Origin of the sequence: Bradyrhizobium acaciae (assembly GCF_020889785.1) — a bacterium.
Lineage (GTDB): Bacteria > Pseudomonadota > Alphaproteobacteria > Rhizobiales > Xanthobacteraceae > Bradyrhizobium > Bradyrhizobium acaciae.
This window is the reverse complement of the sequence record NZ_JACMYK010000060.1, coordinates 1-20026: the sequence shown is the minus strand read 5'-3', so window position 1 is coordinate 20026 and position 20026 is coordinate 1. Positions and strand designations below refer to the sequence as shown.

The 20026-nt window shown below is 63.2% G+C and carries 15 protein-coding genes and 1 pseudogene; 5 read left to right on the top strand and 11 right to left on the bottom strand.

All coding sequences use genetic code 11. The features are described from left to right. Positions 1 to 135: 135 nt before the first annotated feature. Together H8A92_RS22165 and H8A92_RS22160 are read left to right on the top strand one after the other, a co-directional pair. A complete protein-coding gene (locus tag H8A92_RS22165; protein ID WP_229197710.1) occupies positions 136 to 897 on the top strand; it encodes a Crp/Fnr family transcriptional regulator in 762 nt (253 codons plus the stop codon). A 150-nt stretch (positions 898 to 1047) separates the two neighbouring features. After that, positions 1048 to 1938, top strand: coding sequence for an SDR family oxidoreductase (locus H8A92_RS22160; RefSeq protein ID WP_229197709.1), 891 nt, complete (start codon positions 1048 to 1050; stop codon positions 1936 to 1938). A gap of 25 nt (positions 1939 to 1963) precedes the next feature. Here H8A92_RS22160 and H8A92_RS22155 read toward each other — a convergent pair whose 3' ends face one another. Beyond that, a complete protein-coding gene (locus H8A92_RS22155; RefSeq protein ID WP_229197707.1) occupies positions 1964 to 3040 on the bottom strand; it encodes a flavodoxin family protein in 1077 nt (358 codons plus the stop codon). A gap of 129 nt (positions 3041 to 3169) precedes the next feature. Beyond that, positions 3170 to 3499, bottom strand: a complete 330-nt coding sequence (locus H8A92_RS22150) for a response regulator (protein WP_229197737.1) — start codon at positions 3497 to 3499, stop codon at positions 3170 to 3172. A 1044-nt stretch (positions 3500 to 4543) separates the two neighbouring features. Between H8A92_RS22150 and H8A92_RS22145 the strand changes: the two genes are divergently transcribed. Next, a complete protein-coding gene (locus H8A92_RS22145; protein ID WP_229197706.1) occupies positions 4544 to 4801 on the top strand; it encodes a hypothetical protein in 258 nt (85 codons plus the stop codon). A 710-nt stretch (positions 4802 to 5511) separates the two neighbouring features. On the opposite strand, the pseudogene H8A92_RS41050 reads toward H8A92_RS22145, so the two are convergent. The 3 genes and pseudogenes from H8A92_RS41050 to H8A92_RS22135 all read right to left on the bottom strand — a co-directional run. Beyond that, positions 5512 to 5619: pseudogene (locus H8A92_RS41050) on the bottom strand (DNA-binding response regulator); the annotation flags it as partial. A 50-nt stretch (positions 5620 to 5669) separates the two neighbouring features. Then, positions 5670 to 6311: an FkbM family methyltransferase gene (locus H8A92_RS22140; protein ID WP_229197704.1), complete on the bottom strand. Its 642-nt coding sequence runs from the start codon at positions 6309 to 6311 to the stop codon at positions 5670 to 5672. Positions 6312 to 7022: 711 nt separating this feature from the next. Further along, positions 7023 to 7943: an alpha/beta fold hydrolase gene (locus tag H8A92_RS22135; RefSeq protein ID WP_229197702.1), complete on the bottom strand. Its 921-nt coding sequence runs from the start codon at positions 7941 to 7943 to the stop codon at positions 7023 to 7025. A gap of 151 nt (positions 7944 to 8094) precedes the next feature. On the opposite strand from H8A92_RS22135, the gene H8A92_RS22130 reads away from it, so the two are divergent. After that, entirely contained in the window at positions 8095 to 8544 is a 450-nt protein-coding gene (locus tag H8A92_RS22130; protein ID WP_229197701.1) for a winged helix-turn-helix transcriptional regulator, read from the top strand. 286 nt (positions 8545 to 8830) lie between these two features. Here H8A92_RS22130 and H8A92_RS22125 read toward each other — a convergent pair whose 3' ends face one another. Continuing rightward, positions 8831 to 9649, bottom strand: coding sequence for an aminoglycoside phosphotransferase family protein (locus H8A92_RS22125; RefSeq protein WP_229197700.1), 819 nt, complete (start codon positions 9647 to 9649; stop codon positions 8831 to 8833). A 198-nt stretch (positions 9650 to 9847) separates the two neighbouring features. Between H8A92_RS22125 and H8A92_RS22120 the strand changes: the two genes are divergently transcribed. Then, complete coding sequence (locus tag H8A92_RS22120; RefSeq protein ID WP_163153833.1) at positions 9848 to 10105, top strand: hypothetical protein; 258 nt, start codon at positions 9848 to 9850, stop codon at positions 10103 to 10105. Positions 10106 to 10123: 18 nt separating this feature from the next. On the opposite strand, the gene H8A92_RS22115 is transcribed toward H8A92_RS22120, so the two are convergent. The 5 genes from H8A92_RS22115 to H8A92_RS22095 all read right to left on the bottom strand — a co-directional run. After that, positions 10124 to 11467, bottom strand: coding sequence for a PQQ-dependent sugar dehydrogenase (locus tag H8A92_RS22115; RefSeq protein WP_229197699.1), 1344 nt, complete (start codon positions 11465 to 11467; stop codon positions 10124 to 10126). Positions 11468 to 11557: 90 nt separating this feature from the next. After that, positions 11558 to 13171, bottom strand: coding sequence for a DHA2 family efflux MFS transporter permease subunit (locus H8A92_RS22110; protein ID WP_229197698.1), 1614 nt, complete (start codon positions 13169 to 13171; stop codon positions 11558 to 11560). Further along, positions 13168 to 14325, bottom strand: coding sequence for an HlyD family secretion protein (locus H8A92_RS22105; RefSeq protein ID WP_229197697.1), 1158 nt, complete (start codon positions 14323 to 14325; stop codon positions 13168 to 13170). The genes H8A92_RS22110 and H8A92_RS22105 overlap by 4 nt, the downstream gene beginning before the upstream one ends. An 83-nt stretch (positions 14326 to 14408) precedes the next feature. Beyond that, positions 14409 to 15905: a sensor histidine kinase gene (locus H8A92_RS22100; protein WP_229197736.1), complete on the bottom strand. Its 1497-nt coding sequence runs from the start codon at positions 15903 to 15905 to the stop codon at positions 14409 to 14411. A 16-nt stretch (positions 15906 to 15921) separates the two neighbouring features. Further along, the coding region (locus H8A92_RS22095) for a response regulator (protein WP_229197695.1) at positions 15922 to 20026 on the bottom strand (4105 nt) is incomplete at its 5' end.

Below are 20026 nucleotides of genomic sequence, written 5' to 3'. Positions count from 1 at the left end.
GCAGTCCACCTTTTGGCAGCGATCGACCTCGTCCGCCCGCGCGACATGTCATAGGTTCGCGACATGTCATAGGTTAATGACATGCCGTTCCGGTCGTCACTACGTTCAGACGCTGGGGCAATCGCGGGCGGCGCCATGCAAGCAGGATTCGTTTTCTCGAAATTTGCCGGTCGCCTGGCAAATCTGGTCGAATTGTCGCCTGATGATCTCGATCTGCTCGCGAAACTGCCGAGCAGTATCGATCGTTATGGCCATCGCCATCACATCCTGCGACGCGGAGGGACATCAACCCATTGCCATCTGCTGCTGCAGGGATACCTCTGTTGGCTCGACCTCGACAGCCGCGACGACAAGATCGTCTCAATCCATGTCCCGGGTGATGTCCCGGATCTCTTTACGATCCACGAAGCTCGCCTCGACTACAATCTTGTCTCGGTTGGGCCGGTCGTTATCGCTTCGGTTCCTCATGACGTCCTCCGCGATCTGTGCGGATTATCGTCGTCGCTTGCGCATGCACTTCTTCTTCTCATCCTGGGCGATGCCGCCGGGTCACGAAACTGGATCGTGAATTTGAGCAGCCGCGATGCGCTGCAACGCGTGGCTCATCTCCTATGCGAGATCTTCGTACGTCTTCGGGCCGTCGGCCTCGCAAGGGACTTTCGAATTCCCTCACCGTTTACGCAGTCCGACCTTGGTGCGGCCTGCAGCCTATCTGCGCTTCACGTCGATCGCACCATCCAGGAACTTCGCCGCAGTAACCTGCTGCAATGGCGTTCAAGGATAATCACGATCACCGACTGGAACGGACTGGTCCGCCTGGCCAGGTTCAATCCGGCCTATCTGCGGCTGCCTGCGCACGTGACGGTCGAGCCCACAGAAACGACCAAGATGCACTGATCCGGCAGCGTCGCGGATGGTCGAGCCGCTTGGTGGCACCCGGCGACGCAAGCAGGCAGCAACGAATCTCGCCCAGGCATGTTGTCCATCCGGACAGGAGGTCGGTCATGTCTGGTGATCTCCTCAACAAGCAGCCAGGGAAATGAGCAGATGAAACCGGAAAGCTTAACAGACCCGACCCGCCTCCATCCGAAACCGCCGTTCAAGAAGCAGTCGCAGCCATGGCCCGGCCTGGCGAGCAAGATGGAGCCGCGTCCCGATCACGGTGAAACCAGCTACAAGGGCTCGGGCCGGCTGCGCGGCCGAAAGGCGCTGATCACCGGGGGCGATTCCGGAATGGGCCGCGCGGCGGCAATCGCGTTTGCCCGCGAAGGCGCCGACGTTGCGATCAACTACTTCCCCAGCGAGGAACCGGATGCACAGGACGTGATCGCGCTGATCAAAGCGGACGGCGGTCATGGCCTCGCGATCCCCGGCGATATCAGGGACGAAACATTCTGCAGGGAGCTGGTTGCGCGCGCCGTGGACGGCCTGGGCGGTCTCGACATCGTCGTTTGCAACGCCGCTCGCCAGCAATCGCGGGATTCCATCCTCGACGTCTCATCTGATGATTTCGATGCGACGATGAAGACCAACATCTACGCGCCATTCTGGATCATCAAGGCTGCGCTGCCGCATCTCAAGCCGGGCGCCTGCATCATCGGGACGACCTCCGAGCAAGCCTACGATCCCTCGCCCGAACTCTATGACTACGCGCAGACCAAGGCTGCGACCATGAACTACGTGAAGTCGCTTGCCAAGCAGCTCGGCCCGAAGGGAATCCGGGTGAATGGCGTCGCGCCTGGCCCGATCTGGACCCCACTGCAAGTCTCCGGCGGAGCCTCAATGGAAAAGCTGGAGAAGTTCGGCGGACAGACGCCACTTGGCCGGCCGGGCCAGCCCGCAGAGCTCGCATCGATCTATGTGCAGCTCGCCGCAGGTGATGCGAGCTACGCGACGGGGCAGGTCTACGGATCTGCGGGCGGATCCGGGCAGCCCTGAAGGGCCCGCGGTGTTGGCCAACGCTTCATTTCGGATTGGGATCGTCGATGCCCGCTCCGGGATTTTCAAGCTTCCCTGCACGTGCGAGCTTCACGGCATTTCCTAGCGCCTTCGCCGCATTCACGACTTCTTGTTGAAAAGCTGTATCCTTGTCGAGCGCCCGATGAGAGGTCGCGTAGGGCTCCATGTAGCCGAGATAGCCGTCCACTTCTCCGGCCCGCCCGCTCGAAATGAGACACATATCGGTCAACCAGTCCGACAATGATCGTCGAAGGGTCTCGGCCCCCACGCTATCGCCGTGCACCACGACGCCGAAATGGCGGCCGGCGAGATGGCGCGGATAGGACCAACCCTTCAGCTCCAACACCTTGGCCTCGTCCGCCCGCTTGCCGTGCGTCGAAGACGGATCTGGATTTCCTCCGTCCGCACAGACCAGCCGGTCGATCATCGCCTTCAGCGCGGCAGGCGCGTGATACCAATGCACCGGCGTGATAATGAGAATGCCGTGCGCAGCTACCCAAAGCGGGTAGATCTCGTTCATCCAGTCGTCGGTTTGCCCCAGCGAATAGTTTGGGTAGCAGCTGCATGGCCAGTGGCAAAGCGGCATTGCCGTCGCGACGCAAGCCTTGCAGGGGTGGATCTGCTTGCCGAATTCGGATGTCAATCTCGAGAGATCCAGAATATCCACGGCAATGCCCATTCGTCGAAGACACGGCTCGGTCAGTTTGACCAGCCGCCAAGTCTTCGACATCTCACTAGGGCAAGTATGCTCGCTCCGGGGCGAACCATTGATGACGAGAATACGGGGCGGCTCATCAGCCGAATCGTGACGCCGTTGAGCCTCCAGTATCGCCTGCCGCGCTGCCAGCCAGTCGACGGCGATGTCGTAAGTCGGATCTGAAAACCCGGGTCCGGCCTGCCGCGTCCGCGGTGCCTTGCGCGAATGGCTGTAGGCGTCCCACGCAGCCGCAACGATCGCATCGATCTCCCGGTGCAGTGGCTGGAATGCAGGATCCGTGAAACGGCTTCGATAGTGCCGCTCGAACTCGTCGCGTGACAATTTGACGGAAGGCATACCCTTCCGGACATCAGGCAGCGTCATGCATCGGGACCAATACGTTTCAGATCGCGACCAATGCAGCCGTAGTGGCAGCGGTTCCAATGTCGCGGCGGCGGGCTCGACAGCACTTCCGGAGCAGCTCGACGCCGCAGGCCGAGATGGCGTGCAGTCCTATCCGGCCGAGGCCATCTGCTTGCAGAGTATCCCGAGGGCTTCGGCGCACCCTCGCGGCTTGGTCACCACCGGAAGGTGCGCGTACTTCTCAGGCAGAATGCTGGCGTCGTACCCGGTATACAGTGTGACTGGCGTGCCCATCTCAAGCAGGTCGTCGATCAATTTGTAAGACGCGATTCCATTGACATTGATGTCGATCAGCGCGCCACAGGCGCCGGATGCATGCGGGCGAGCTTCATCGACTGAAGCGAATGGCCCGACAACGTGATAGCCGGCCTGGCGTGCCAACGCGGCACAGTCGTCTGCAATGAAATACTCGTCTTCCACGATCAAGATCGTTCGCATGGCAGTACCTCTGCTAGTTGACCTTCGCGGCTGATTTGGGAGTTATCGTTGTCGCGCCGATTGGGTTTCCCGGAACGGCATGCGTTCCGCACCCCTCTGGCGGCTGTGGCCGGTTCGACCAACCGAGACGTTCGCGTTCAGACAGCCGTCATGCCGTCAGCTACCGGCCACCAGCAGAGCTAGGTAAAGCCAGAGCACGACAGTCACTGTAATTGTTGCGGCGAAAAAGTAGCGGTCGATGAAGTCCATCAACTGCACCCTTCGTCTGACTACGGGGCGGGCATCGATTCAGGCGAGGCATAGACAGCATCTGCTTTTCGTTTCCGGGGCTGGTTCCGGCATTAACATATGAGAGGTACGTAGCCTCTCTCGGAGATACCTGGGCCGCCCGTTTCGGGGCCCCATGGCCCTGCCCGATCCCTAACGTGCTGTCATTCCCTGTGCTCGCAGCGACCATGGTCAGGCGAGCATCGCCGGCTTTTTCCCGATCCAAGGAACGAACTGATTCCTGCCACGTTCACGGCTTGAAACAAACGCGGAGTGGCTGCGATGGGCGCTGGCAATCAGTTTGCATGCATGTCGGTCGTGGCATTTTTCTCTCTCGCCCTGATCGTGACGTCCGGCCTATTCGTGGAATCGAGAGCCGCGAAGAACCTCACGTTGCCGGCCGCACAGCAGATCCGGGCGCCGCTCTAGCAGCAAGACCTTCGACTGCCTTTATGTCTGCCGTCCACAAAATGTCTGCTGTCCTGGAGCCGCTTGAGGTGATGCGGCCAACGGCGTGCCACACCGCACCGTTCGACACGACATTCTGCGCTTAGGCTCGACGCAAACGTTAGCTCCGGCGCAGCCGAGGAACCGCGCCGGAGCCCTTGGGGAAGTTGATTGTGTGCCTAAGCACAGGCCGTCAACCGCGCCGGAGGTCGACGGTTCCCAGTGCATTGCATATTTCTCCCGAAAACAGGAACAGCCTTGACTCCGACGTGTTGGCGCACGGGCAATGGTTTCGACGTGAGGAGACCCGACATGAGACTGCGTGGCAAAACCGTCGCCGGCGCCATTCTTGGCGTGGGCTTCCTGGCTGCTTCCGCGATGAGCGCATCGGCCGCCATCGTGTGCTCTGGGCAAGTGTGCTGGCACACCCACGAGGCTTACGATTATCCGAGAGACTCGGGCGTCGTTGTCCACGAGGACAATTGGCGTTGGGGACCGCACGAGCAGTTCACTTTCCGTGAGCACGAAGGTCGCGGCTATTGGCGCGGCGACAGGTGGACCACCTGGTAGTTCGCGCACCAGCAAACACGACGAGGCCGCCAATCGGCGGCCTCTTCTTTTGCAAGAGAAACGCCAGGAACGATTGCCGTTTTTTCCCGTTGGTCGGCGCCGGTGCCGATATGCGGTCCGGAATTGCGGTGACGGTTTGATGCCTCTGTTTCGATACGTTCTGTTTACAAGCGCAATGCTACTCGGCTTGCTGTTCATCGCGGATCGGTATTTTCCGGCAGCGCCAGCTGCCGTTGCCCGCAACGACATCGACCACGCAACGATCCGCATTCACTCGCGGCACAAATGGCCGGAAGCGATACGGATGGATACAAGCGCCCCGCTCGTCACCGGCTCACCGGCGCCCTCGGCTCCGCTGACCGCCGAAACTGTAGCGCCTCAACCCGCAGCCGTGGCGCAAGCCGACCCGCCTCGGCTGTCCCTGCCTAAGGCACCCGAACAGACGTTGCGGCACGCAAAATCCCCCCGGTACGCGCAACGCGAAAGAAGCCGGCACTTTGCACAGCGCCGCCAGCGCTTTGCGAGCTACCGCGATCCCGAGTGGGAAGGTTGGTCATTCCCCAGTTGGTGAGCCGTCGATCATTTCCCATGGAGATTGCCGGAGAGGTGCATTCGTCGCTTCCATTGCCCCGACGATGCAGTTCGTTCTTCCGGCAATGAATGACTGGCCGCGTCACCGCACGCGGCCAGTTCAATTCTCGACCGGGTCAGCCTAGCGCCGATGCGACGTCGACGATCTTGTCGCCACGACCAAGCAACCGAAGGATTTCCAGCTCCCGCGCCGACATCTGCGATGCCGGATTGGCCTTGATCGCGGCAATCGTCATTCATGCTGAACATGTGGGGCGTTCTGGCGTCATCGGTCCAACTATCGCGATTGTTCGGACGATGCGATCAGTCGCGAGTGCATGTATTTGAGGATGCCGCGATGCGGGCCGCGCCCATAGCCGCCGGTCAGCGTGTAGTCGCGCAGCAACGCATCCGCCTCTCGCCGGTTTCGTTCGGAATGGTATTCGAGCAGAATGACGTCGTAGTCGATCGACTTCAGCCCCGACAGAACCTCGATTTCGCACCCTTCGGTATCGATCTTTAGGATCTGTGCCGGCGGCATGACCGTCGGCGGCTTGGTGGCGACCGAGACTGAACTTCGCGCCTGTTCTCCCAAGTCGAAGAAACTGGCCTCGCCGCAATTGTTCTTACCCAGAAACATCTGAGTGTGTAGTGGGTCGCCGATGGCGAAGTTGTGAGCATGGATGCTGTTCGAGACTCGAGCTGTGGCGAGAATGTCAACATTTGCTTCCAGCATCGCGAAATTGTCCGGAAGCGGCTCGTAGCAATAAATCTCGCAGCCCGGCCAACGCTTGATCGCCCAGACCGCGAAGCCGCCGACATTCGCGCCGACGTCGAGGATGATCGGGCGGGGATGATTGTATGGGACGTCATACTCACCGCGCTGGATCAGCTGCAGATGAGGGATCATGGATGGCGGGCATCGGATATTGATTTCCATGCCGACATTGAAATCCGTCGGAGCGACTTTGGCAACCCGCCCGCCGCGACAACACGCGTGGGCAATTCAGACTTCCACTGCGAAATCTGGTTTTTCGACCGCGCAAGTCCCGCCGCGGCAGCGCCTCGATAGCCGAACGTGACGCGAGTCACGGCATTTGTCCCCCGTCTCTGCGCAAGGTCCTGCCGTCGCCGGAATGATCCGGTTTGCAAAGGGAGCGATCAGATGAACAAGTATATTGCCGCGGCTGGCGTCACCATCGCACTTCTCTCAGGATCATCAGCTTTCGCGGGTGCCGGTGGCGGCGGGCACGCATTCGCGCCACTCGCAACATCCGTCCGCGACCATCGCGGTTCAGCGCAGGGAGAAGGCGGAGTATCCGTATCCAACACGCCGGGGGCCAACCTCGGCCGACATTGCGGAGAGACCTACGCCTGCGGAGCCAGCTATTATCCCAAAACAGGTACGCGGGATCATCGCGCAGGTCATTGAAGCAGACGTCTGCTGACGCGATCTTGCAGATTCACCACCGTCGCAAGGGCCGCCCTTTCCCATCGCGCAGCGCCCCAGCCCGTGTACCGAGCTGGGGCGCCATTCGCGCCGACATTGAGGCGCAGACAGCAACAAGGTGAGTGCGTTGGCGGTCACGCGCTCCGCCATTGCTCAAAGCTCGTGGGACGTGCGCCCTGCCCCGTATTGGCCGGCATGTGGTCACGTCTGCCGGACGAACTCCGCAATCAGGTTGCCGATTTCCTCCGGGGCATCCTCGAAGCAGTAGTGCCCGACGCCGGCAAGGCGCCTGATCGGTGCCGCCGGGAAGATCGCGGAAAACAGCGGCAGGAAATGCTCCGCATGCAGGGTGCGGTCCGCCTCGCCCCAGATGGCGAGCGCGGGTCTGCTGCGGATCAAACGGTCGGCGACGGGATCGGGCGTTGCGAACGAATGCGCGCCAGTCGCAAAGCCCTTCGCCCATCCGATCGCGCCGAGGCAGTCGGCCGGACGTGCGAAGGGCGCGCCGTAGGCCGAGAGCCAGGCGTCGGTGATGACGGCATTGTTCTCGAAGCCGTTGAGTTTCAGCGTGCTGAGGATGTTGAAGCCGAGTTGTCCGAGAACCGGCTCGAGCTCGCCGTTGGCCTCGGCCCTGGCGATCCATTGAAACCAGGGCGAGATCTGCGCATTCGCCGTGATGCGCTCGAACAGGTCGCTTTGCCCGAACGGCGTCGGCCCGTTGGCCGAGATGATCCGGCGGATCCGATCCGGATGGCGGGCCGCGAATCCCATGCCGACAGGGCCGCCGAAATCATGCATGACGAGGGTGATATTGGTGAGGTCGAGCGCGTGGACCAGCGCTTCGAGATTGTCGACGTGGTCCTGCAGCCAATAACTGCGCTGCGCCGGCGTCGCGCTCTTCCCAAAGCCCATGTGATCCGGAACGACCACACGATGCGTCGCGGACAGAGCCGTCACGAGGCGGCGGAACAGATAGCCCCAGGTCGGTTCGCCGTGCAGGCAAAGCACCACCTCGCCGTGCCGCGGGCCTTCGTCGACATAATGCATCCGGAAGCCTGGAGCCGCGCTGAAATGCGGCGAGAAGGGAAAGGTGCCGGCGAATGTGGCGTCGGGTTGGATCACGGTCAATCTCGCATGGTTTCAGTTTGAAACCATGGTCTATCGCTTGAGGTTTTACTTTGCAACCGATATATCGAAGTCGTGATCGGACGGTCGCTGCGGCCGCGACAGCGAGCCGATCAAGGTAGGGATGAGGAGCGTCAGGCGAATCGCAATGGCCAAGAGAGTGAGCCACAGGCACTCGATGTGCGGCGTCGCCCGGCCGCTGGATGCGATCGGCGACTGGTGGTCGCTGTTGATCGTCCGCGACGCGTTCGACGGGCTGCGCCGGTTCGGTGAGTTTCAGAAGAGCCTCGGGCTTGCGAAGAACATCCTTTCGGCCCGGCTCCGCAATCTGCTGGCGCATGGGATCATGGAGACCGTGCCCGCGGCGGACGGCAGCCCGTATCAGGAATATGTGCTGACCGAAAAGGGACGCGGGCTGTTCCCTCTCCTCGTCGCGCTCCGGCAATGGGGCGAGGATTTCTTCTTCGAGCCCGACGAGGCGCATGTGCTGCTCGTCGACCGAAAGAATGGCCTGCCGGTGCGGCGGCTCGAGCTGCGTGCACAGGACGGACGCATCGTTGGCGCCGAGGATACGATGGTGCGCTTGCCGTCGGCCTAACTGAGAAAGCGACCGCTCGCGAAGCGAGCGCGCCGCGCGAGCGCGATCGTCAGCAACCGGATGTTAACCCTCCCTGCCGCAGCATCCGCGCGTGGAGGTTCGACCAATGCAGACATTCCGGATTTCGCTGAGCGATGGGACGCGGCAATTCCACACGGCGATTCAGGCGCCGGACCCCGCATCCGCGCGCATCAAGGCCGCCTACTTCTTCGATATTTCGAAGTGGCGAATCCTGAGTGTTTCGCTGAGTGGAGCGAGTGCTGCGGCGGCATAGCCGCTGCCGGCGCTACCCCATCCGGTCGAGCTCGGCCGCGGCAAGCTTTGCAATCTGCAGGTCGATTTCGGCGAGCGGATCGTCGGCGCCAAGAAACCATGCCGCCGACAGACCGGTCCACGCCACGATCCATGACAGCATGCGCCGGCGATCGAGCCGCGCTGCTTCCACGACAATGTCGAGCCGCCGCGCAAAGCAGCCGGGTTGGGTCGCGACCGGCGATGTCGGGTCCGCAAGGTCAGGATTGGTGAAGATGTTGGCGAAGTCGAAGCCGCGCTCGCCGACGAGATGTTTTGGATCGATCGCGAGCCAGCCCCGCGCACCGAAGTCGAGTACGTTGTCGTGGTGCAGGTCGCCATGCAGCACTACGATCTCGCGCTGATCGCAAAGCAGTACCTGGGCGACTTCAGCCGATCGGTTCAGAGTGCCGCCATGCGCGCCGGCCGCCGGCCATAGCTCGCGAAACCAGTCCGCAAGCGGCGTCAGATCCGGCCGTGGCTTCGCTCGCGGGGCGTGAAGCCGATCGGCCGTTGCACAGAGAATTCTGCAGGCCTCATCGTCCCGGCCGGTTCGCGCCATTCGACCGAGCGAAGCCGAACCCATCGCCCGTTCGAGCAGGAGCGCATCGCCGTCACAGGCAAGGACGCGCGCCGCGCCGTCTCCATCCCACCACTCCATCACGATGGCGCCGAGGCGCTCGTCCGGCTCGTGCGAGAGCTTGAGCATTGCGGGCTCGCCGTGCCGTCGTACCGGCAGCAACCGTGCGGCGTGCGTCGCGATCGGGTCGCCGTCTGGGACGAGGCTCCAGGCCGAGAGATAGGGTTCGAACATCCGGCAGCGTGGTTATCGATGAAAGGGCGACCGTCGTTGTAATCATTGCCGCCGCGCGTTGCCATGCTGGTTCCCTGCGACGCATCGTGGCATGGCCCGCGCGAACCGGTTCCTTGCTGCCCTGCCCATGTTGGCTGATGACAGCCCCCACCCTTCTCGCGTTACAATGTCGCAGCCGGTGCTACGGAGGATGTCGCAATGCCGCGAAAGGGAATTACCGGACATGACGAATGGGTGGTCACGGAGGCCCTGGCTACCGCGCTGGTTGCGCTTGAACAGCTGCCGTCAAAGCATCAGCCGCGTGCGCATATGGAGGATGTCCGGAAAATCCTGACCGCGAGATGCGAGGCCGGCGCGGTTACGCTGCATCTGGCGCAGGCCAAGTGCCGGTTGTTTCCGGATACCGACCCGCTCACGATCTACGAGGACTACGGCCTCAAGGATGGCCTCGGATAGCGGCAGCTGATCGAACGGTTAGTCGTGGCTGACGCGCCAGATCGTGCCATTGCCGTCCTCGGAGACCAGCAGCGCGCCGTCGCGCGCCACGGTCACGCCGACCGGACGGCCCCAGACCTCGTTGTCGCCGACGACAAAGCCGGTGACGAAATCCTCGTACTCGCCGGTCGGCACGCCATCCTTCAGCCTGATGCGAATGACCTTGTAGCCAGTGCGCTTCGACCGATTCCATGAGCCGTGCTCGGCGGCAAACGCGTCGCCGCGATACTCGGACGGAAACTTGCTGCCGGTGTAGAAGGTCAGGCCAAGCGAGGCCGAGTGCGCCTGCAACAGCACATCGGGGACCGTCACCTTGTCCTTCAGGTCAGGCCGCGCGCCGGCATGCGCGGGATCCTCGTTGGCACCGATATAATACCAAGGCCAGCCGTAGAACGCGCCTTCGCGAATCCGCGTCACATAATCGGGCACAAGGTTGTCGCCGCGGCCATCGCGTTCGTTGGTCGAACACCACGGCGTGCCGCTTCCGGGCTGGATCGCAAGTCCAACGCAGTTGCGGATCCCCGTGGCGAACAGCTTCTGGTTCTTGCCATCCGGATCGAAGGCAAGCACGGCGGCGCGATCGGCCTCGGCTCCCCAGGCTGCGCCAAGCGCGTGGTCGCGGCTCCAGGCCTCGATGCCGCCAGGAGGTTGGCCAAGCCCCTCGCCTGCGTTGCCGGCGGACCCGACCGACACCAGCATCCGCTTGTCGTCCGGCGTGAACACGATGTCACGCGTGGAATGGCCGTAGCCGTGCGGCAAGCGGGCGACGATCGTCTCTGGCTTGCCCTGTGCTTTGAGATCGCCGTTGCGGTAGGCAAAGCGCACGACGCTGTCGGTGTTGGCGACATAGAGCCATTGCGGATTGTCACCGTTCGGAAAGAACGCGACGCCGAACGGGCGGTTCAACCCGGTTGCGTAGACTTCGTTGGTCGCAGGCTTGCTGGCGCCGTTGTCGCTGCGCAGGACGTGAATACGGCCGGGGCCGGTTTCCACCACGAAGATGTCGCCATTGGGCGCCGTGCGAATGATCCGCGGGCCGCTGAGCCCGCTCGCAAACAGCTCCATCTTGAACCCCGCCGGCACCTGCGGCACCGCCGAGGCTGGCCTCTGCACCACGCGCGACGAATTGCTGCTGGAAGCCGTAGCACCCGGTTTGGGCAAGTCCTGCGGTGTGATCAGGCGTACCGTGCCCGGCTTGTCGCGCTGCCAGTCACCAAACGCCTCGGTGCCTTTCAGCACGGGCTCGGCGGCCGACCGGGTGATGCCGGTCGCTGCGAGGATGACGACCGTCAGACCCACACCGGCAAAGTTCGTGTTCAGCATGTACCCCTCGCCTGATGTCCGTTCGGTTATGCAGGTCATAGCGCGGTTCGACCGCCGGCCGAGTTCACAATGTCGTCTGCTCTATGGCCCTCAATGTCCCTTGGGCGACGACGTCAGATCGACCGGCTTGATGATCAGCGCAAGCGGGATCATCACAAGGCCGATGATCGAGAGCAACCAGAACACGTCGATATAGGCAAGGAGATCGACCTGCTGCTGCAGGGTCTGGCCGACCCAGGCGATCGCCTGAGATGCGGCATCCGATGCATTCGACCCCTGCGCCTGGAAATAGCGCGTCATCGTATCGATGGTCTGCTGATACCCGATATCGGACGGTGCGGCATGCTCGATCAGCCGGCTCTGGTGGAATTGCTGGCGTTGCGCGAGCGCCGTCTGGGCCAGCGCGACGCCCATCGAACCGCCGATGTTGCGGGCGACGTTGATCAGCGCCGATGCCTGGTTGGTCTTGTCCGGCGGCACGCCATCGTAGGACGCCGTCGTCACCGGCAGAAACAGGAACGGAAGGCCGGCGGAAAGGAAGATGCGCGCCAGCGCGGCATAGCCATAGGTAATGTCGCCGTTCAGCCCGGTCAGATGCCACATCGAGAATGCGACGATGCAGCCGCCGAGCGCGATCAGATATTTCGGCTGCACGCGACTGACGAGATTGCCGACTACCGGCATCAGGATCAACGTGACAATGCCGCCGGGCGACAGCGCGAGCCCGGCAAGCAGCGCGGTATAGTTCAGCTCGGTCTGCAACAATTGCGGTATCAGCTGCGTCGACGAGATCAGGACCGCGCCGGTGCACAGCATCACCAGGAAGCACGATCCGAACTGGCGCCGTCCCAGCAGACGAAGGTCGACGATCGGATCCTTGCGCGTCAGCTCCCAGGGGACCAGCGCAATCAAGCAAACCGCGGAAGCCAGTGCGAAGCCCGTGATCATGTCGGACCCGAACCAGTCCTTGCGCTGGCCTTCGTCGAGCACGAACTCGAGCGAGCCGAGCCCGATCGCGACCAGCACGAATCCGATGTAGTCGACCCGCAGGCCGTCCTTGAGCAATTCCTTGCGCTCCTCCTCGGCGCCGGACGGCTCCTTGACCAAAGTCCCGACCAGGAACAGCGAGATCAGGCCCATCGGCACGTTGATCAGGAAGATCCAGTGCCAGGTATAGGTGTCGGTGATCCACCCGCCGAGCGTCGGCCCGATCACGGGGGCCACGACGACCGCGACGCCGTAGATCGCAAACGCCTGGCCACGCTTGGCCGGCGGAAAGGAGTCGGCAAGGATCGCCTGCTCGCTGGTTGCCATCCCGCCGCCGCCGAGGCCCTGGATGATCCGGAACAGGACCAGCGCCTCCAGGCTCCAGGCCAGCCCGCACAGCAGCGAGGCAAATGCGAACGTGCCGACGCAGATCATGTAGAAGCGCTTGCGGCCGATCACGGTCGAGAGCCAGCCTGAGATCGACAGCACGATGGCGTTGGCGACGAGATAGCTGGTGATGACATAGGTGCTCTCGTCGATGCCGACGGCGAGCCCGCCTGCAATGTGGCGCAGGGCCACGTTGGCGATCGTGGTGTCCAGCACCTCCATGAACGTCGCGATCGAGACGACGAAGGCAATCAGATAGGGATTGTGCCCACCGGCAGCCGACCGCTCCGGCGACCAGGCCGCGCCGCCGCCTGCCGCAACGTCGCTCATCGCACCTTGGTCCAGGGCACGACCGACATGCCCGGCCCGACCGGCAGATCCGCGGGCCAGTTGTCGACCACGATCTTCACCGGAACGCGCTGCACGACCTTGACGTAATTGCCGGTCGCGTTCTCCGCCGGCAGCAGGCTGAACGCGGTGCCCGAGCCCGGCTGAACCGACGCCACGTGGCCGGTGAGCTTGCGTCCCGGATAAGCATCGATCCTGATCTCGACCGGCTGGCCCGGACGCATGTCCGTCAGCTGCGTTTCCTTGTAGTTGGCGGTGATCCAGATTTCGTCGGGAACGAACATCATGACGCTCTGCGCCGGCGCGACATAGGTGCCGACCGCGCCGCTCAGCTTCACGACGCGTCCGGGCTGGGCCGCGACGACGCTCGTATATTGCAGGTTCAACTTGGCCTGATCGAGCTGTGCCTGCGCCTGCTCCAGCGAAGCCTTGCTGCTCTTGAGCTGAGCCTCGAGCGTCTTGACACCAAGTTCGGCGGCGGTCACCGCCGTCCTGGCACGGCTTGCATTGGCCTGTTGGGCATCGAGATCGGAGTGCGTCTGCTGCTGCCGCTGCACCGTGCCTGCCCCCTTCTCGACGAGGTCTTGCGCACGGGCGGCCTCTTGCTCGGCGAATTTCAATTGGGCTTCGGCTTGTTGCGCCTGCGCCTTGGCCTCTTTGATCTGCTCCTGCTGGCTGTCGATCTGCGCCTGCACGTTGGCGATGTTGGCTTCGGCGACTGCGACCTGTGCACTGGCCTGATCGACCGCGATCTTATAGTCGCGCTCGTCGATCCTCGCGAGGAGATCGCCGGCGTCGACGTGCTGGTTGTCGGTGACGGGGACCTCGACGACATAGCCGCCGACCTTCGACGCGACGGCAAAGCTACGCGCCGCTACGAACGCGTCATCGGTCGATTCATAGTGGCGGACATTGAGCCAGTAGGCCGTGCCACCAACGAGCGCGAGCAGAAGCAGACAGGCGCCGGCGCTCGCGAGTATCCAGTGCTCGCGCAGCCGGTCACGCATCGACGGCTTGCGGTCGGCATCCTGTTGCGGCGAGGATGCACGGTCGGGTCGAGATTTTTGCTCGGGGGTGCGCCCGGGCTGCCGCGGTTCCTCCACGGACGGCCCGCGCTCTCGGGTTTGGGCATCCACGGCAGCACCTCAGGCTACGAACGGGAGCAATCAGCCCTCGTTAACCGCAGCGCCGGGTGCTTGGTTCCTGTTTTGCAGGATGCCTAGACGGCCCTGGAACTGGCCATCGGTTTGCGCTCGGCCGTCGTCGACAGATCGCGGTAGGTCGCCGGCTCTCCAACCTGCGCCTTGAGCGGAACCGTGAGCCGGCACACCAGGCCCTCAACGTGCCAATCGAAATCGGCTCGCCCGCCGAGCTGGGTCTCGATACTGGCGATCACGCTTCTGGTGCCGAAACCCTTCTGCTTCGGCTTGGTCACCGGCGGTCCGCCGGATTCCACCCAGGCCAGGATCAGCGTGTCATCCTGCACTTCCCAGGTGATCGCGAGCCGGCCTGACAGCACCGACAGGCTGCCGTATTTGGCGGAGTTGGTGACGAGCTCGTGCAGTGCTAGAGCCAGCGTCTGTGCGGTCGCGGGCTGCAACTGCACCTCCCCGCCCTCGATCTGGATCTGTCCGGCCTCGGAATAAGGCGCGATCTCCTCGGTCACCAGCCGGCGGATCTCGGCACCCTGCCAGCTCGACAGCGACAACACGGTGTGAACCCGCGCCAGCGCCGTGATGCGGCCTTCGACCGCGCGTACATAGGCCGTCACGTTCTGCGCGCGCGTCAGCCGCACGATCGATTGCGCCAGCGCGAGCGCATTCTTGGCGCGATGGTCGACCTCGCGGGTCAACAGGTTCTGGCGTTCCTCGGCCTTCTTGCGATCGGTGATATCGACGGTGACACCGCTCACCCGCACCACCCTGCCGTTCCTGTCACTGGTGGCCGCGGCCGTGCCGACGCACCAGCGCACCTCGCCGTCCGGCCGCATGACGCGGAATTCGGCTTCATAAGACGTCCGTCCGTTGCCGAACCCAGCCCAGGCCTGCTTCAGCTCCTCGACATCATCGGGGTGAAACAGTGCCTGGATGTTGTCTGATGTCAGGGTGAAGGATTTCGGGTCGACGCCGAAGATCTTGTATTGCCCCTCGTCCCACATCCAGTCGCCGTTGACCCAATCCCAGTCCCACGAGCCCATCTTGCCGGCGGCGATCGCCATGCTGCGGCGCGCCTCGCTCTCGACCAGCCGCGTGGTCGACTGCTCGAGCTCGGCGGTGCGCGCGCGCACGCGGTCCTCGAGCTCGGCATTGAGGCGTTCGAGCTGCCGTGTCTTGCGGTAGAGCTCGGCGAACACGCGGATCTTTGCGCGCAGCACCTCGGGCACGACCGGCACCGGGACGTAGTCGACCGCGCCCATCTCGTAGCCGCGCAGCCGATCGATGTCGCTGACCTGGATTGCCGAGATGAAGATCATCGCCGTCTTCTGGAAACGCGGATGCTCGCGGATCATCGCCGCGAGCTCGAAGCCGTCGAGCTCGGGCATGCAGACGTCGACCAGGATGACGGCGACTTCGTTCTTGAGCAGGAACTCGAGCGCCTCGCGGCCCGACGATGCCGCGACGAGCGTTTCGCCGAGCTCCTTCAGGATAACCTCATAGGCCAGCAGCTTCGCCGGCTGGTCGTCGACCAGAAGGATGTTTACCTTTTCATGGTCCATCATGTTCGATCGCCGATCAGCGGTGCAGCCACATGCGGATCGCCAGCAGCAGTTGCTCTGTGTTCACGGGTTTCGCCAGATAGTCGGACGCGCCTGCCTCCAGGCATTTCTCGCGGTCGCCTTTCATTGCCTTCGCGGTCAGCGCGATGATCGGCAGCCGCGCAAATGCGGGATTTTGCCGGATGGCGCCGATGGTCTGGTAACCGTCCATCTGCGGCATCATGATGTCCATCAGTACGATCGCAATCTTCGGATTGGATTCGACCAACGAGATCGCTTCGTGACCGGTTGTCGCAGTCAACACCTTCATACCTCGCCGCTCCAGCACGCTCGACAGCGCGAAGATGTTGCGGGCGTCGTCGTCGACCAGGAGCGCGGTCTTGCCGATCAGATCCTCATCGGAACTGTTGAGCTTCTCCAGCATCCTCTGTTTTTCGACGGGCAATTCCGTGATCACACGGTGCAGGAACAGTGACGTTTCGTCGAGCAGCCGCTCCGGCGACTCCACACCCTTGACGACGATGCTGCGCGCCATCGTGTGCAGTTCCGCGTCCTCTTCAGCCGAAAGTTCCCGGCCGGTAAACACGACAACGGGAATATTGCACAGCGTCTCGTCCTTGCGGATCTGATCCAGCACCTCGAAGCCGCTCATGTCGGGCAGGCGCAGGTCGAGCACGACGCAGTCGCAGGGATTTTCGCGCAGCGTTGCCAGCGCCCCTGCTCCGGTGCCGCTGGTCACGATTTCGATATCCTCATGCCCGAGCAGTTCGGTGATGCTGAGCTGCTCGGCCGCATTATCCTCCACAATGAGGAGGCGCTTGCGACGCGGCCTGGCATATTCCTTGATCTGCGACAGCGCCGCGCTGACGCCCTCGGTCGTGGTCGGCTTGTTGACGAAAGAGAACGCGCCGCGCGCCAACGCGTGTTGGCGATCCTCGTCGAGGGTGATGATCTGGACCGGAATGTGACGGGTCAACGGATTGTGCTTGAGCTGGCTCAGCACGGTCCAGCCCAGCATGTCGGGCAGGAAGACGTCGAGCGAGACTGCGCTCGGCTGGAACTGCTTGGCGAGATCCAGCGCCTCGGCACCGCGGCTCGCAACCAGCACCTTGAAGCCCTTGTCGCGCGCCAGATCGATCAGCACCCGGGCGTAATGCGGGTCGTCCTCGACGATCAACAGGATGGTGTCGCCGGGTTCGAGATCGAGCCGGTCGTCCGGAAGCTGCTCGATCACGCGCTCCTGCGTGCTCGGTGCCTGCAGCGACGGTGCCGGGCTGTGCGGCATTTGTATCGGCTGCGTCTGCGGACGCAACGCGACCGACGGTCCTGCATACTTCAGCGGCAGATAAAGCGTAAAGGTGGAGCCTTTGCCTGGCGCGCTGCGCAGATGGATCTCGCCGCCGAGCAGGCCCGCCAGCTCGCGGCTGATGGCAAGGCCAAGGCCCGTTCCGCCATATTTGCGGCTGGTGCCGGCGTCGGCCTGCTGGAACGCCTCGAAGATCAGCTTCTGCTTGTCCTGTGGAATGCCGATGCCTGTATCCGACACCTCGAACGCCACGACGGCGGGCGCAGCGTTCAGGATCGGATGCTCGACGCTCCAGCCGCCGAGCGCGGCCGACACGGTCAGGCTGACGCCGCCATCGGCGGTGAACTTGAACGCGTTCGAGAGCAGGTTCTTTAGCACCTGCTGCAACCGCTTGGAGTCGGTGACCATGCTGCGTGCAAGGTTGGCGTCGACATCGATGCTGAAGGAGAGATGTCGGTTCTCCGCCTCATGCCGGAACGGCCGCCCGACGGTCTCGAGCAGGCTCGAGGTGAGAATCTCCTCGGCATCGACCGTCACCGTGCCGGACTCGATCTTGGACAGATCGAGAATGTCGCTGATCAGGTTCAACAGGTCGGTGCCGGCACCGTGAATGGTGCGGGCGAACTCCACCTGCTTGCCGGTCAGGTTGCCGTCCGGATTCTCGGTGAGCTGCTGGCCCAGGATCAGGATCGAGTTCAGCGGCGTCCGCAGCTCGTGCGACATGTTGGCAAGGAATTCGGACTTGTACTTCGAGGTCAGCGACAGTTCGGTCGCCTTCTCTTCCAGCGCGCGCCGGGCCTGCTCGATTTCCTGGTTCTTGCGCTCGACGTCGACGTTGCGTTCGGCAAGCTGCTGGGCCTTCTGTTCGAGCTGGTCGTTGGTCTGCTGCAACTCCTTCTGCTGGGTCTGCAATTCGCCGGCGAGCTGTTGCGACTGCTTGAGCAGCGCCTCGGTCTGCATCGTCGCCTCGATGCTGTTGAGCACGATGCCGATGCTGTCGGTCAGCTGTTCGAGGAACGTAATCTGCGAGGTCGTGAACGACGAGATCGAGGACAGCTCGATCACCGCCTTGACCTGGTTTTCGAACAGCACCGGGAATACGACGAGGTTCTTCGGCATGATCCGCATCAGCGCCGAATTGATCGGCACCGAGTCGCCGGGAATGTCGGAGACCAAGCGCTGGCGCTTGTCGAGCGCGCACTGACCGATCAATCCTTCGCCGAACTGGACGATTTGCGGATGCGGATTGCTGCTGTCGCTGGCATAGGCCGACAGCAAACGCAGCTGCGCATTCTCGGGATTGTCGACCTGGTAGATCACGCCCATATGCGCGTTGATCAGCGGCGCAAGCTCGGTCAACAGCAGGCGGCCGACGGTCGCGAGGTCGCGCTGGCCCTGCAGCATGTTGGTGAACCGCGCTAAGTTGGTCTTCAGCCAGTCCTGTTCGGTGTTGCGCTCCGTGGTGAGACGGAGGTTGCCGATCATCGTGTTGATGTTGTCCTTGAGCTCCGCGACTTCACCACGCACGTCGACCTGGATCGAGCGCGTCAGGTCGCCCTTGGTCACGGCGGTCGCCACCTCCGCGATCGCGCGCACCTGGGAGGTCAGGTTGGCCGCCAGCAAATTGACGTTTCCGGTGAGGTCCTTCCAGGTGCCTTCGGTGCCGGGCACGTTGGCCTGACCGCCCAATCGTCCTTCGACGCCGACTTCGCGCGCCACGCTGGTGACCTGCTCGGCGAAGGTCGCGAGCGTCTCGGTCATGTTGTTGATGGTGTCGGCGAGCGCAGCCACCTCGCCCTTCGACTTCACGGTGAGATTTTGCTTCAGGTCACCGTTGGCGACCGCGGTCACCACCTTGACGATGCCGCGCACCTGCTCGGTCAGGTTCGCCGCCATGACGTTGACGGTGTCGGTCAAGTCCTTCCAGGTACCGGCGACGCCGCGCACCTCGGCCTGGCCGCCGAGCTTGCCTTCGGTGCCGACTTCGCGCGCCACGCGCGTCACCTCGCCGGCGAAGGCGTTGAGCTGGTCCACCATCGTGTTGATGGTGTTCTTCAGCTCGAGGATCTCGCCCTTCACGTCGACCGTGATCTTGCGCGAGAGGTCGCCGCGCGCCACGGCGGTCGTGACTTCCGCGATGTTGCGGACCTGGGTGGTCAGGTTCGCGGCCAGCAGGTTGACGTTGTCGGTGAGGTCTTTCCAGGTGCCGCCGACGCCGGGCACCACGGCCTGGCCGCCCAGCCGCCCTTCGGTACCGACTTCGCGCGCCACGCGCGTCACTTCGGCAGCGAACGAGCGCAGCTGCTCGACCATCGTGTTGAGGGTGTCCTTGAGCAGCAGGATTTCGCCGCGCACGTCCACCGTGATCTTCTTGGAGAGGTCGCCGCCGGCGATCGCGGTCGCGACCTCTGCGATGTTGCGGACCTGCGCAGTCAGGTTCGACGCCATGAAGTTGACGTTGTCGGTCAGGTCCTTCCAGGTGCCCGCGACGCCGGGTACTTCAGCCTGGCCGCCGAGCTTGCCTTCGGTACCGACTTCGCGCGCGACGCGCGTCACCTCGCCGGCGAACGCGTTGAGCTGGTCCACCATCGTGTTGATGGTGTTCTTCAGCTCGAGGATTTCACCCTTCACGTCCACCGTGATCTTGCGCGACAGGTCGCCGCGCGCCACAGCGGTGGTCACCTCGGCAATGTTACGAACCTGCGCCGTCAAATTGCCGGCCATCGAGTTGACGCTGTCGGTGAGGTCCTTCCAGGTGCCGGCGACGCCGGGCACGTTGGCCTGGCCGCCGAGACTGCCGTCGGTACCGACCTCG

What these genes read in the sequence shown, in the direction of transcription:
- H8A92_RS22165 (WP_229197710.1), top strand. Translation starts at nt 136, where the DNA reads ATGCAAGCAGGATTCGTTTTCTCGAAATTTGCCGGTCGCCTGGCAAAT.
- H8A92_RS22160 (WP_229197709.1), top strand. Translation starts at nt 1,048, where the DNA reads ATGAAACCGGAAAGCTTAACAGACCCGACCCGCCTCCATCCGAAACCG.
- H8A92_RS22155 (WP_229197707.1), bottom strand. Translation starts at nt 3,040, where the DNA reads ATGACGCTGCCTGATGTCCGGAAGGGTATGCCTTCCGTCAAATTGTCA.
- H8A92_RS22145 (WP_229197706.1), top strand. Translation starts at nt 4,544, where the DNA reads ATGAGACTGCGTGGCAAAACCGTCGCCGGCGCCATTCTTGGCGTGGGC.
- H8A92_RS22140 (WP_229197704.1), bottom strand. Translation starts at nt 6,311, where the DNA reads ATGGAAATCAATATCCGATGCCCGCCATCCATGATCCCTCATCTGCAG.
- H8A92_RS22130 (WP_229197701.1), top strand. Translation starts at nt 8,095, where the DNA reads ATGGCCAAGAGAGTGAGCCACAGGCACTCGATGTGCGGCGTCGCCCGG.
- H8A92_RS22125 (WP_229197700.1), bottom strand. Translation starts at nt 9,649, where the DNA reads ATGTTCGAACCCTATCTCTCGGCCTGGAGCCTCGTCCCAGACGGCGAC.
- H8A92_RS22120 (WP_163153833.1), top strand. Translation starts at nt 9,848, where the DNA reads ATGCCGCGAAAGGGAATTACCGGACATGACGAATGGGTGGTCACGGAG.
- H8A92_RS22115 (WP_229197699.1), bottom strand. Translation starts at nt 11,467, where the DNA reads ATGCTGAACACGAACTTTGCCGGTGTGGGTCTGACGGTCGTCATCCTC.
- H8A92_RS22110 (WP_229197698.1), bottom strand. Translation starts at nt 13,171, where the DNA reads ATGAGCGACGTTGCGGCAGGCGGCGGCGCGGCCTGGTCGCCGGAGCGG.
- H8A92_RS22100 (WP_229197736.1), bottom strand. Translation starts at nt 15,905, where the DNA reads ATGGACCATGAAAAGGTAAACATCCTTCTGGTCGACGACCAGCCGGCG.